This is a genomic window from Flavobacterium crassostreae, assembly GCF_001831475.1.
In the GTDB taxonomy this organism is placed as follows: Bacteria; Bacteroidota; Bacteroidia; order Flavobacteriales; family Flavobacteriaceae; genus Flavobacterium; species Flavobacterium crassostreae.
In genome coordinates this window covers 458,383-471,190 of the sequence record NZ_CP017688.1, presented here as the reverse complement: position 1 = coordinate 471,190, position 12,808 = coordinate 458,383, and the positions used below count along the sequence as shown (strand labels likewise).

The following is a 12,808-nucleotide window of genomic DNA, read 5'->3' as shown; positions in this document are numbered from 1 at the left end:
AAATGAATAATACAACACAATCTTTAACTGCTATTGCGCTCCAAAAATTTAAAAAAAATTTTTGGGGCGTTTTTAGTTTTGCATTCATTTTTATTTTAGTAATGGTGGCAATTTTTGCGTACGTTTTGGCTCCAGATGCTTCCAAGAATGCCAATCAAATGCATTTATCTATTCATTCTAAGCCTCCGGGTTTTGAAGTTCAAATGCTTGCTATTCCTTTAGAAGAAAAACAAAAAAAACAGTTTGCAGATTATTTTTTTGGGCAAGCCAATAGTGCAACCGAAATACCTATTTCGGGTTATTCTCTCAAAGAAGATGCAATTGTTTACACGGCTTATTCTGATGTGCCTTCTTTAGTAATAACCAAAGAAGTTCCTTTGTCTGCCTTTTTGGGATTGGCATCCACAAAACAAGTAGCACAGGAGTATATAACCAAAAAAACATTTTATCTCGGCACCGATAAATATGGTAGGGATTTGTTGAGTAGAATGATCATTGGCTCTAGAGTATCCATTTCAATAGGGGTAGTTGCAGTGGTTATTTCGCTGATTGTGGGGGTGTTTTTTGGCGCTATAGCAGGCTATTTTGGAGGCAAAATAGATGCTTTTATTATGTGGATTGTTACTATTATTTGGTCTATACCCACACTTTTGTTGGTTATTGCAATTACACTTGCTTTAGGCAAAGGCTTTTGGCAAGTATTTGTGGCCGTAGGTTTGACCATGTGGGTGGAGGTAGCGCGTGTGGTTAGAGGGCAGGTAATTAGCGCCAAAGAAATGCAGTATGTAACGGCTGCAAGAGCCTTAGGTTTTAGTGATTTTAGAATTGTATTTAACCATATTTTGCCCAATATTATGGCACCTGTAATTGTTATATCTGCAGCCAATTTTGCTAGTGCGATATTAGTGGAAAGTGGTCTGAGTTTTTTGGGATTAGGAGCACAACCACCCATCCCGAGTTGGGGTAGCATCATTAAAGACCATTATAGTTACATTATTTTGGGCAAGCCTTATCTGGCGATGGTTCCTGGTTTGGCAATTATGGCTCTAACCTTGGCCTTCATGATGATGGGGAATGCCCTGCGCGACGCCTTAGATGTAAAACAATAATTTAATAGTTATAAAAAATATAGCATGAAAACACCCTTACAATTTATAAAAGTACTATTTATAGTTGCTGTTTTAAGCTCTTGCAAAAAAGAAATAAAATCAGACAATCCCTCTTCCTTTAGTAGCCAGACAAGCAGTAGTCAAAAGAGTTCCTCCATGGGCAGCCAAATACTGTTATCGGAAAGTTTGGATTATTTGCCCACCTCTACCACTAATTCTATAATAAAACACCCATATTATACACTGTCTTACAACGAAAGAGCAGAACAGGCAGAATGGTTGGCTTATGAACTCAAAAAGAGTTATATAGTGAACAAAGATTTTAAAAGACCCTATTTTATAGAGGATCCGATGGTGAAATCCCAGTCTGCGGATTGGAGAAACTATAAAAATTCGGGCTATGATAAAGGCCATCTTTGCCCAGCTGCAGATATGGAGTTTGCCAAAGATGCCTATAACGATACTTTTTATACCTCCAATATAGCACCTCAAAACCATGATTTTAATGCAGGAGTCTGGAATCGCTTAGAGCAAAAAGTACGTTATTGGGCACAAAAGTATGATGGTGTTTATGTGGTTACTGCGGGAGTTTTAAATAATACCCGCAAAACCATTGGAAAACAAAAAGTATTGGTGCCAGATTATTTTTATAAAATTATCTTGGATGACTCGAACGGAAATTATAAAATGATTGCTTTTTTAATCCCGAATCAAAAGAGTGATAAGCCTTTGTATAGCTTTGTGGTGTCTGTAGATGCTATTGAAAAAAGAACGGGCATAGATTTTTTTCCTAAATTGGAAGACCAATTAGAAGATAGTTTGGAACAAAATAGCAGTTATAAAGCATGGGCTTTTTAATCAAAGCACTGCTTTGGTCTCAATGGTTACCATTCATTTACTTTATTGGCATCCATTTTTAGAAAGATAAAAAGCAAAATAGTAAAACCCCAAAGTCCAGATCCTCCATAAGAAAAGAATGGAAGTGGTACTCCAATGGTAGGAAATATACCTACTACCATTGCTATGTTAACAAAAAAATGCACAAAAAGTATTCCTGCTACACAATAGCCATATACTCTACTGAACTTTGTTTTTTGTCTTTCAGCAAGATAGATGACACGCAATAATAAACCAGTAAATAGCCCCACTACAACTAGTGATCCCGCAAAACCCCATTCTTCTCCTACGGTTGTAAATATGTAATCCGTATGCTGTTCTGGAACAAAGCCACCTTTGGTTTGAGTGCCTTCCAGAAAGCCTTTTCCGAGCCATCCTCCAGATCCAATTGCAATTTCGGATTGGTTGGTGTTGTATCCGATGCCTTTTAGATCTACTGTTTTGCCTAATAAAATATTGAAACGATCCCGGTGGTGTTGTTTGAATACGTTATTAAATACATAATCTACCGATAAAACAAAGCCTGAGATCAGTGCAAAAATAATACCGCTAAGTACTGCATTACGATCTCCTAGTCTGGATTTATAATATAAAAACAAGAGGATAGCCAATGCAATTAAAATTATGTACAATGGCTCAAATACAAGTGTAAGGATAAAAAGCAGTATGGCTATAAAACCAGTCCATACATACCAAGAAGGAAGTCCTTCTCGATACAATACTAATATAAAGGCGCTATAAATAAGCGCGCTACCTGGATCGGGCTGTGGCAAAATCAAAAGAACAGGCAAGAAAACGATTGCCAATGCCTGAAATTGTCTATTGGTTTCTTTTAAATTAATCTGAGAATCACTCAAAAATTTAGCTAGAGCAAGTGAAGTGGCTGCTTTGGCAAATTCCGATGGTTGTAAGGTAAAACTGCCAATAGCATACCAACAGCGTTGGCCTGCAATGGTTTTTCCAAACAGAAACAACCCAGCTAGTAGCAGTAATGCAGCACCAAAAATAATACTGGCATATTTTTCGTAAAACTTACCGTCCAATGCCAATAAAACAAAAATAAGCGGAATGGTAAGCAATATAAATATCAGTTGCTTTTGAGACGTATCGTCTGTTGCCGAAAGAGAGGACGAATAAATATTAAGCCAGCCCATAATCACTAATGCAGAATATATGAGAATACAGGTCCAGTCTAGGTTTTTCTTGATGCTTTGATTTTTCATTCGAAATGAATATCTTTTTTTAGTTTTGCTTTGTGCTGTCTTTTACGGCGGTATTGTTGGTTGTTTTGGGCGCTTCTTTGGTGTTTTCTGTCTTTGGGGTAGATTCAATAGCTTTGCCTTCTTTCATGCCTCCTAATTTTGCGTAGCGGTCTTTAAGACTGATGTTTAAAATTCGGGTTTCTAGATCTACTCGCGTTATTTTTTTTCGCAAATATTTTTCGATCATTAAACTAGCTATTGGGCCCGCAATTGCCGCTCCATACCCTCCATTTTCTACCAAAACGGCTATGGCAATTTTGGGATTATCTTTGGGCGCAAAGGCTACAAATATAGAGTGGTCTTCTAGTTTGACTCTTTTGCCATCAATTTTGGCAAAATTTTCGGCAGTTCCAGTTTTTCCACAAATAGGGATTCCCTCTACGCGTAAGCTTCTTGCTGTTCCCAGATTATATACATCATACAAGCCTTGTATTACTGGTTTGAAATATTTTCTGTCAATGCTGGTTTGGTGTTTTACCGTAAACTTAGGGTCAATGGTACCTCCTTTAATTTTTTTGATGATGTGAGGGGTATAATAATAGCCTTCATTGGCTACAGCAGCCATCATGTTTGCTAGCTGAATTGGCGTAGTTAAAACTTCTCCTTGTCCAATAGAATTGGATACTACGGTTCTACCGCTCCATTGCCAATTTGGGTACATTTTTTTATAGGTTTTGGAATCGGGAATTTTCCCTTTTCTACCTGTAGGTAAATCGTATCCTAAAAATTCACCAAGTCCGAAACTCTTTATATGGTTGCTCCATATGTCAATGGATTTATTAGGGGTGCGATTTTTATCAATAGAATTAATAAAAACATTGGCAAAATAAGTGTTACAAGACTGGTAAATACCATTATGCAACTGAAAAGCACCAGCCGTACTATGACAACCCATAAAGTGTCCTCTTGAAACCATAAAGCCACGACGACCTAAGCAATAAAAAGAAGTGTTCTCGTCAATAACTTGCTCTTGTAATCCCGCTAGTCCGGTCATGATTTTAAAAGGAGATCCAGGAGGATATTCTGCAAGTAAGCCTCTGTCATAGAGTGGTTTTGCTATAGAATCATAATACAAAAGGGTGTAGTTTTTGGAACGCTCTCTACCTACCAATATAGAAGGGTCATACGATGGAGCGGTTACCAATGCGAGTATTTCTCCTGTTTGAGGCTCTATGGCTACAATACCGCCTCTTTTGTTAATCATTAACTGTTCGCCATACCGCTGAATATCGGCATCTAGAGCTAAGGTAATGTCTTCACCTTGTACGGCAATGGTATCAAATTTTCCGTCTTTATAAGAACCTATTTCTCGGTTGTATTTGTCTTTCTGAAAATATTTAACACCTTTGATTCCTCTCAAAATAGTTTCGTAACTTTCTTCTACGCCCTGTCGGCCAATCAAATCGCCGCTGTTGTAGTACGGGTTTTTTTCGATCAAACGTTCGTTTACTTGGGTTATAAAACCAAATATATTGGCGCCAAAATCTACTTCGTAATCCCGTAGAGAACGTTTTTGAAAATAAAATCCTTCAAATTTTCTTATTTTTTCCTGAAAAGCAGCAAATTCACTTTTGTTTAATTGTGGCAAAAATACCGACGGAAGTCTAGGGCTGTATACTTTGGCTTTAGCAATTTTTTTAATATAGTCTTCTTTGGTTATATGTAATAATTTACAAAACTCTAAGGTGTCAATGTTTTTGAGTTCTCTAGGGATTACCATAATGTCATAAGAGGCTTGGTTTGCTACCAATAACTTGCCATTTCGGTCATAGATATAACCTCGTTCTGGATAGTCGTATTTTATTTTTATGGCATTGTTTTCTGATTTTAATTTGAAAGTGTCATTGATAACCTGCAAATAGAAAATCCGAATTAGTAGCAAAGATGCTGCAACAAGGATTAAAGAAGGCAGCAGTAATTTTCTCATCGTTTATTAGGCTTAATAAGGTATATTATAATAATGCAACTGATTATGGTAAAAATAGCACTCAGTAAAGCGCGAACTAATATGTCCAAAAAGAAACTTATCTGAAAAGCCTCTAGTATAAATAAGGTAAAATGATGGATAACCACCGCTAGTAGTATAAATGAAAAACGCTCTGGGGTTAGGCTATCGTTTAATTTAATAGTTTGGTATTCGTAACTTACTCCAAATGAAAATTTAAATATTGAAGGTCTTAAGTAAGCAAGTGTCAAACAGGCTGTGGCGTGTATTCCTCCAGAATTACAAAATAAATCCATGATTAATCCTAGAATAAAACTAGCAAACAATAGTCCGGATTTATTGCCATTTACTGGGTACAATATAATAAAGAGAATATACGGCATGGGTAGTATAAAACCCAAAAAGGTCATGTTGTTAAAAACAACTACTTGAACGGTTAATAATAAAATAAACCGAGAAATATTGACTAACAAAGTGCTATTCATTTTTCGTTGTTTTTTCTAAATTATTAAGTTCGTCTCTATTTTTACTTTTAATAACATACACGTGGCCTAGGTTGGTCATGTCATTAAAGAGCTTGACATCTAAGGTGTAATAGTTGGTTTTGTTGTCTATATATACTTTGTTGATGGTACCAATATTTATATTTTCAGGAAAAATCACAGATTGTCCTCCAGTTACAATGGTGTCTCCTTTTCTGACTGAGGCCAATCTAGGAACATCAATTAATTGTACAAAACCAGTACTTTTGCCGTTCCAAACTAAAGAGCCAAAGTGATTGGATTTTTTTACCTTAGCATTTATTTGTGATTTTACATTGAGGATACTAATTACCGTTGCATAGTGTGCCGAAGTTTTATCTACAATACCTACAATACCGAGGTTGTTAATTACTCCCATATCTGGCTCTACGCCTTCTAAGGAACCGGAGTTTAAGGTCAAAAAGTTTTCATGAACATTGTATGAGTTATGTATTACCTTGGAGACCATAACGTCTTCGGGAACATGGATTTTTAGATTTTGAAACTTTTGGATTGCAGTAGAGTCTTTGGTTTTAAATAACAAGCTTTTAAGTCTTGCATTTTCAATGGCCAAAGCGTCATTTTGTGTTTTTAGGTGTAGATATTCGCTTACATTATGGATTTTTTCATAAACACCACCGCTTACATAATTAGCCGAACTAATTATTCTGCTTTTGTGATACGAGTGGGATTGTATAGTAAGGGATAGCGAAATGCATAATAACAACAAAAACAGCAACCGATTACTGTTCTTGAATATGAAATTAAAGATTTGCTGCATTTCTTGTTTGTATTATAGTGGTTGAAGATTTCCTTGGGTCGGCATTTCACTAAAGGTAAATTAATTCTAAATCTAGTGAAATGCTACCTTTTGGATTGTCTTATTTGATCAAGATACTTTTGAATTTTACAATGTTTTTAAGTGCCATTCCAGTACCTCTAACTACAGCTCGTAATGGGTCTTCGGCAATATAAACTGGCAAGTCTGTTTTTTGCGAAATTCTTTTGTCCAAGCCTCTGAGCATAGAACCACCACCGGCTAAATAAATTCCGGTATTGTAGATATCTGCAGCCAATTCTGGCGGGGTTTGGGATAGGGTTTCCATAACCGCATCTTCAATTCGTTGGATGGATTTGTCTAACGCTTTGGCTATTTCTCTATAAGAAACATCCACCTGTTTGGGTTTACCAGTTAGTAAGTCTCTACCTTGTACGGACATATCTTCTGGTGCTGTTTCTAGATCTTCTATAGCGGCACCGATCTGTATTTTTATTTTCTCGGCAGTGCTTTCTCCTACAAAAAGATTGTGCTGGGTACGCATGTAGTAGACAATGTCGTTGGTGAATACATCTCCTGCAATTTTTACGGACTTATCACATACAATTCCGCCTAATGCAATTACTGCAATTTCGGTGGTTCCGCCTCCGATATCTACAATCATGTTTCCTTTTGGTTGCATGATGTCTATACCAATACCTATAGCGGCTGCCATTGGTTCGTGTATTAAATATACTTCTTTTCCGTTTACTCTTTCACAAGATTCTTTTACGGCTCTCATTTCTACTTCGGTAATTCCAGACGGAATGCATACTACCATTCTTAGGGCTGGTGTAAACATTCTTTTTTTCAATGCAGGAATGCTTCGTATAAACATACTAATCATTTTTTCGGAAGCATCAAAATCTGCAATTACACCATCTTTCAAAGGCCTTATTGTCTTAATGTTTTCATGTGTTTTACCCTGCATCAAATTGGCTTCTTTACCAACTGCGATTATTTTGCCAGAAATTCTATCTCTGGCAACAATTGACGGGCTGTCAATTACAACTTTATCATTGTGTATGATTAAAGTATTAGCGGTACCAAGGTCTATCGCAATATCCTCAGTCATGAAATCAAAAAATCCCATAAGTCTTTTAGGGGTTTAAAAGTTAAAAATTAAGAGCAAACAAAGTTAAACAAATTAATGTTTAAAATGACGTGTTCCGGTAAATACCATTGCAAGTTTATTTTCGTTGCAATAATTGATGCTTAATTCGTCCTTGATAGATCCTCCTGGCTGAATAACAGCGGTTATACCAGCTTCTTTTGCTAGAGCTACACAGTCTGGAAAAGGAAAAAACGCATCGCTTGCCATGGAGGCTCCTTGTAGATCAAAACCAAATGTTTTGGCTTTTTCAATTGCTTGTACTAAAGCATCTACGCGAGAGGTTTGTCCAGTTCCGGAGGAAATAAGCGTGCCGTTTTTTGCAAATACAATAGTGTTGGATTTGGTGTTCTTGCATACTTTTGAGGCAAAAATCAAATCTTCAATTTCTTGTGTTGTTGGACTGGTTTGGGTAACGGTTTTTAGGGCGTCTTTAGTATCGGTAATGGTGTTTCGGTCTTGGATGAGCAAACCGTTTAAACAGGTTCTTACTTGTCTTGATGGCAAGGCTACTTCTCTTTGTACCAATATAATTCGGTTTTTCTTTTCTTGCAAAATGCTAATTGCCTCTGCGTCAAATTCTGGCGCAATGACTACTTCACAAAACAGTTTGTTGATTTCCGTTGCTGTTGCAAGATCAATTTTGGTGTTTGCAATTAAAACGCCACCAAAGGCAGATGTTGGGTCGCAAGCTAAGGCAGCACTATATGCTTCGCTAATGGTATTTCTGGAAGCTAACCCGCAAGCATTGTTGTGTTTTAAAATGGCAAACGTAGGGCCGTTTGTCTTGAACTCGTTAATTAGGTTTACGGCTGCGTCAACGTCTAATAAATTGTTGTACGATAATTCTTTGCCGTGTATTTTGTCAAACATGGCTTCAAAATCTCCGAAGAAAAACCCTTTTTGATGTGGGTTTTCTCCGTATCGTAATACTTTTCCGTCTGTAATACTTTCTTTATAAACCGTTTCGTCGGTATTAAAGTAATTAAAAATAGCGGTGTCATAATGAGACGAAACCTGAAATGCTTTTGCGGCTAGTAGTTTTCGGTCTGCAAGTGTAGTTGCTCCGTTTTGATTAGAAAGCATTCCTAATAATAGGCTGTATTCTGTAACAGATGCTACAATTGCAGTATCTTTAAAGTTTTTTGCGGCAGCTCTAATTAAAGAAATTCCGCCAATATCTATTTTTTCAATTATATCGGACTCGTTAGCGCCAGAGGCTACTGTTTTTTCAAAAGGGTATAGATCTACAATTACCAAATCAATTTGAGGAATGTCAAATTCTTTCATTTGTTGTACATCACTCGGATTGTCTTGACGGTTTAATATGCCTCCAAAAACTTTTGGATGTAATGTTTTAACTCTTCCGCCTAAAATAGATGGGTAAGAGGTAACGTCTTCAACAGCTACAACTGGTATGCCTAGGTTTTTAATAAATTCCTCAGTTCCGCCGGTAGAATAAAGTGTAACGTTTTGACTGTTTAGAAGTCTTACAATAGGTTCAAGACCTTCTTTGGAAAATACGGAAATTAATGCAGATTGAATTGTTTTTGTTGTATCCATGTGTAGTTATGTTTATAAAGCACAAAAATAGTTTTTTAAAGTTAAAATTAAACCATTTGAAAAAGAGATAATGTATAATTACACTGCTTATTTTATTTTGAGGGTAAAATAGGGCGGTTTTAAGAAGGAAAACCTATTTTGTTAGGATTTTGAATTTAATTTGTAGAATTTTACTTTAACTGAAATACGTACATTTATGATAGTCTATTTTCGATTACTAAAGGAGAGCTTTGTCTTTGCAATAAACGCTTTGATGAACAATAAGTTACGCACTTTGCTTTCTTTGCTAGGGGTTACTATTGGGATTTTATCTATCATTGCGGTACTTGCTGCGGTAGACTCTTTGGACAAAAAAATTGCTAAAGATTTGAGCAGTTTAGATAAAAATACTATTTATCTGATGCGTTTTTCTTTTGGTCCGTCGGATGTTCCAAAATGGAAGAGAGAACAGTTTCCGGATGTTAATTATGACGAATACACTTATTTAGAAAGCACATTGAAGGATACCGAGAAAGTAGCTTATCAATTGTTTGTTAAAAACGAAAGTATAAAATTTGACTCCAAATTGGTTAGCGATGTTAATGTAATTCCGGTTACTAATGAATTAGTAGCTATTGAAGGATTGGAGCTTGCTAGTGGTCGGTTTTATAACGCAGCCGAGTCAAATTCGGGTACGGCTGTAATTGTTCTGGGTAACGAAATTGCAGAGGGTCTCTTTGGGAATAGTTACGCTATTGGCAAAAATGTTCGGCTCTATGGGCAACGTCTTACCGTTATTGGTGTTTTAAAAAAACAAGGAGAAAGTTTGTTTGGAGATAGTAACGATACTTCGGTGTATCTTCCGGTAAACTTTATCCGAAAACGATATGGAGACAATAACGAGGCCATGACTCCTGTTATTATTTTAAAACCCCAAAAAGGCATCGATATGGACGCCTACAAAGCGATGGTGTCTCAAAAAATAAGAAACCTACGAGGGCTTAAAGCAGGCGAGATGGATACTTTTTTTATAAATGTACTCTCTGGTTTTACCGATTTTATTGATGGCATTATTGGGCAGATGAATGTTGTGGGCTGGATTATTAGTGGATTTTCGTTATTGGTTGGTGGTTTTGGAATTGCCAATATTATGTTTGTATCCGTAAAAGAGCGTACCAATTTAATTGGGATTCAAAAATCGTTAGGGGCCAAAAACAGGTTTATCTTATTTCAGTTTTTGTTTGAGGCAGTAATTCTGTCGTTAATAGGGGGCATTATAGGCTTGTTTTTGGTTTGGATTATTGCCATTATTCTAACCAATGTTATGGATTTTGAATTTGTTTTGAGCATGAGTAATATTGTTCTCGGAACCAGTTTGGCAGCATTAATAGGCTTGATTTCTGGTATTCTTCCGGCAATTAGTGCTTCTAAATTAGATCCGGTAGAGGCTATCCGAACCGGAATGTAGTAGCTAGGTTTGGTACAAACAAAAAAGTCCCATCGATAACGGATGGGACTTTTTTGTTACATAAAAAAAGTAGTATTTTATCTAACGGGATTGTTTTGAATTAAATCAATATAAAGGTTGATTTTGTCTTTTAATTCTTTACGAGGCGTTATGAAGTCCAGAAATCCGTGTTCTAACAAAAATTCTGAAGTCTGGAATCCCTCTGGCAAATCCTTACCAGTGGTATCTCTAACCACACGTGGTCCTGCAAATCCAATTAAAGCTCCTGGTTCAGAGATGTTGATGTCTCCCAACATTGCATAGGATGCTGTGGTTCCTCCAGTTGTTGGATCGGTACATAAGGAGATGTAAGGCAATTTAGCTTCTGCTAATTGTGCTAGTTTTACCGATGTTTTGGCTAATTGCATTAAGGAATACGCGGCTTCCATCATACGTGCACCACCGGATTTTGAAATCATTACAAACGGAAGTTTGTTTTTGATTGCGTGGTTAATTCCGCGTGCAATTTTTTCTCCAACTACTGCTCCCATGGATCCTCCTATAAACGCAAAATCCATGCAGCAGATTACTACTTCTTTTCCTTTGGATTTCCCTACTCCAGTACGCACTGCGTCTTTAAGTTTGGTTTTTTCCATAACGTCCTTTAGTCTGTCTGCGTACTTTTTGGTATCTACAAAATGCAAAGGGTCTTTGGAGGTTAGATTTTTGTCTAATTCGATAAATTCGTTGTTATCAAACAAAATTTCAAAATAGGTGGCGCTACCAATTCGTACATGAAATCCGTCTTCGGGACTTACAAATAAATTGCGTTCTAATTCATCGGCATCAATAACCTTACCTGTTGGAGATTTGTACCAAAGTCCTTTTGGGACATCCATTTTGTCCTCGGTAGCCGTTGTAATTCCTTTTTCTTTTCTTTTAAACCAAGCCATATTTAATAATTAGGTGTTAGGAGTTAAAGAGTAGGAGCTATAAGACAGAAAAATGCTTCTGCCTTATAGCTCCTAATTTTTAATCTCATAATGTGTTCACGTTGTTTAAGTCAGCAAATGCTTTTTCTAATCGGGTATTAAAAGTCACTTCGCTCTCACGCATCCATTTTCTTGGATCGTAGTATTTTTTGTTTGGTAATTCTTCTCCTTCTGGATTACCAATTTGTGTTTTTAAGTAAGCAATGTTTTTAATCATGTAATCTCTGGCGCCTTCGGTAAAAGCAAATTGCAAATCGGTATCAATGTTCATTTTGATAACACCATATTCAATAGCTTCTCTTATTTCTTCTAAAGTAGAGCCAGATCCGCCATGAAAAACAAAATCTATTGGGTTGTTTTTGGTATGGAATTTTTCTTGAACAAAATTTTGAGAATTTTTTAAAATTTTTGGAGTCAATTTCACATTACCTGGTTTGTACACCCCGTGTACGTTCCCAAATGCAGCTGCAATAGTAAATCGAGGACTTATTTTAGATAACTCTTCGTAAGCATAGGCCACCTCTTCGGGTTGGGTGTATAATTTGGAACTATCAACATCAGAGTTATCTACACCGTCTTCTTCACCACCAGTGATTCCAAGTTCAATTTCTAATGTCATTCCTATTTTACTCATTCGGGCCAAATACTGTTTGCAAATAGCAATATTTTCTTCTATTGGCTCTTCGGATAAATCAATCATGTGCGAACTAAACAACGGCTTTCCTGTTTCGGCAAAATGCGCTTCGGAGGCATCCAATAGTCCGTCGATCCAAGGCAAGAGTTTTTTAGCGCAATGATCTGTGTGCAAAATTACTGTTGCACCATAGACAGCAGCAAGGGTATGAATATGTTTTGCTCCAGCAACACCTCCTGCTATAGCGGCTTTTTCGTTCTGGTTAGAAAGTCCTTTTCCGGCATTAAAGAGCGCTCCTCCGTTTGAAAACTGAATAATAACGGGTGCGTTTAATTTTGCAGCTGTTTCAAGAACCCCATTTATTGTAGCGGAACCAGTGACATTTACTGCAGGTAAAGCAAAGCCTTTCTCTTTAGCGTAGTTAAAAATTTCTTGTACTTGATCTCCTGTAGCTACTCCAGGTTGGATGTTGTGTGCCATAGTAATTTTTTTAGGTGGTTGTAATTGTTTAGTTCAAGGCGACAAAAATAA

11 protein-coding genes are annotated in these 12,808 nt (G+C 36.7%); 3 read left to right on the top strand and 8 right to left on the bottom strand.

The window, feature by feature from the left end:
- Nucleotides 1-2: 2 nt before the first annotated feature.
- Complete coding sequence (locus LB076_RS02110) at nt 3-1,109, top strand: ABC transporter permease (protein ID WP_066335379.1); 1,107 nt, start codon at nt 3-5, stop codon at nt 1,107-1,109.
- 24 nt (nt 1,110-1,133) lie between these two features.
- Nucleotides 1,134-1,967 carry a DNA/RNA non-specific endonuclease gene (locus LB076_RS02105; protein WP_066335378.1) on the top strand — a complete coding sequence of 278 codons (834 nt, stop codon included), beginning with the start codon at nt 1,134-1,136 and terminating at the stop codon, nt 1,965-1,967.
- 26 nt (nt 1,968-1,993) lie between these two features.
- Here the strand turns inward: LB076_RS02105 and rodA are convergent, their stop codons facing one another.
- The 6 genes from rodA to purH all read right to left on the bottom strand — a co-directional run bounded on the left by rodA (nt 1,994) and on the right by purH (nt 9,225).
- A complete protein-coding gene (rodA, locus tag LB076_RS02100; protein ID WP_066335373.1) occupies nt 1,994-3,229 on the bottom strand; it encodes a rod shape-determining protein RodA in 1,236 nt (411 codons plus the stop codon).
- A 19-nt stretch (nt 3,230-3,248) separates the two neighbouring features.
- Nucleotides 3,249-5,195, bottom strand: coding sequence for a penicillin-binding protein 2 (gene mrdA / locus LB076_RS02095; RefSeq protein WP_066335369.1), 1,947 nt, complete (start codon nt 5,193-5,195; stop codon nt 3,249-3,251).
- Nucleotides 5,192-5,698 carry a rod shape-determining protein MreD gene (locus LB076_RS02090; RefSeq protein ID WP_066335368.1) on the bottom strand — a complete coding sequence of 169 codons (507 nt, stop codon included), beginning with the start codon at nt 5,696-5,698 and terminating at the stop codon, nt 5,192-5,194. Before LB076_RS02090 ends, mrdA begins: the two co-directional genes overlap by 4 nt.
- Nucleotides 5,691-6,515 (bottom strand): rod shape-determining protein MreC, encoded by an 825-nt coding sequence (mreC, locus tag LB076_RS02085; RefSeq protein WP_066335366.1) that lies wholly within the window; start codon nt 6,513-6,515, stop codon nt 5,691-5,693. Before mreC ends, LB076_RS02090 begins: the two co-directional genes overlap by 8 nt.
- 100 nt (nt 6,516-6,615) lie before the next feature.
- Nucleotides 6,616-7,644, bottom strand: a complete 1,029-nt coding sequence (locus tag LB076_RS02080; protein WP_066335359.1) for a rod shape-determining protein — start codon at nt 7,642-7,644, stop codon at nt 6,616-6,618.
- 54 nt (nt 7,645-7,698) lie between these two features.
- Nucleotides 7,699-9,225: a bifunctional phosphoribosylaminoimidazolecarboxamide formyltransferase/IMP cyclohydrolase gene (gene purH, locus LB076_RS02075; protein ID WP_066335358.1), complete on the bottom strand. Its 1,527-nt coding sequence runs from the start codon at nt 9,223-9,225 to the stop codon at nt 7,699-7,701.
- A gap of 196 nt (nt 9,226-9,421) precedes the next feature.
- On the opposite strand from purH, the gene LB076_RS02070 reads away from it, so the two are divergent.
- The gene (locus LB076_RS02070; RefSeq protein ID WP_066335356.1) at nt 9,422-10,672 is read left to right on the top strand and encodes an ABC transporter permease; all 1,251 of its coding nucleotides are present in this window, start codon (nt 9,422-9,424) and stop codon (nt 10,670-10,672) included.
- A gap of 77 nt (nt 10,673-10,749) precedes the next feature.
- Here the strand turns inward: LB076_RS02070 and accD are convergent, their stop codons facing one another.
- Both accD and fbaA read right to left on the bottom strand, forming a co-directional pair.
- The gene (accD, locus tag LB076_RS02065) at nt 10,750-11,604 is read right to left on the bottom strand and encodes an acetyl-CoA carboxylase, carboxyltransferase subunit beta (protein WP_066335354.1); all 855 of its coding nucleotides are present in this window, start codon (nt 11,602-11,604) and stop codon (nt 10,750-10,752) included.
- An 85-nt stretch (nt 11,605-11,689) separates the two neighbouring features.
- Nucleotides 11,690-12,757, bottom strand: a complete 1,068-nt coding sequence (fbaA, locus tag LB076_RS02060; protein ID WP_066335352.1) for a class II fructose-bisphosphate aldolase — start codon at nt 12,755-12,757, stop codon at nt 11,690-11,692.
- Nucleotides 12,758-12,808: the final 51 nt, after the last annotated feature.

What these genes read in the sequence shown, in the direction of transcription:
- LB076_RS02110 (WP_066335379.1), top strand. Translation starts at nt 3, where the DNA reads ATGAATAATACAACACAATCTTTAACTGCTATTGCGCTCCAAAAATTT.
- LB076_RS02105 (WP_066335378.1), top strand. Translation starts at nt 1,134, where the DNA reads ATGAAAACACCCTTACAATTTATAAAAGTACTATTTATAGTTGCTGTT.
- rodA (WP_066335373.1), bottom strand. Translation starts at nt 3,229, where the DNA reads ATGAAAAATCAAAGCATCAAGAAAAACCTAGACTGGACCTGTATTCTC.
- mrdA (WP_066335369.1), bottom strand. Translation starts at nt 5,195, where the DNA reads ATGAGAAAATTACTGCTGCCTTCTTTAATCCTTGTTGCAGCATCTTTG.
- LB076_RS02090 (WP_066335368.1), bottom strand. Translation starts at nt 5,698, where the DNA reads ATGAATAGCACTTTGTTAGTCAATATTTCTCGGTTTATTTTATTATTA.
- mreC (WP_066335366.1), bottom strand. Translation starts at nt 6,515, where the DNA reads ATGCAGCAAATCTTTAATTTCATATTCAAGAACAGTAATCGGTTGCTG.
- LB076_RS02080 (WP_066335359.1), bottom strand. Translation starts at nt 7,644, where the DNA reads ATGGGATTTTTTGATTTCATGACTGAGGATATTGCGATAGACCTTGGT.
- purH (WP_066335358.1), bottom strand. Translation starts at nt 9,225, where the DNA reads ATGGATACAACAAAAACAATTCAATCTGCATTAATTTCCGTATTTTCC.
- LB076_RS02070 (WP_066335356.1), top strand. Translation starts at nt 9,422, where the DNA reads ATGATAGTCTATTTTCGATTACTAAAGGAGAGCTTTGTCTTTGCAATA.
- accD (WP_066335354.1), bottom strand. Translation starts at nt 11,604, where the DNA reads ATGGCTTGGTTTAAAAGAAAAGAAAAAGGAATTACAACGGCTACCGAG.
- fbaA (WP_066335352.1), bottom strand. Translation starts at nt 12,757, where the DNA reads ATGGCACACAACATCCAACCTGGAGTAGCTACAGGAGATCAAGTACAA.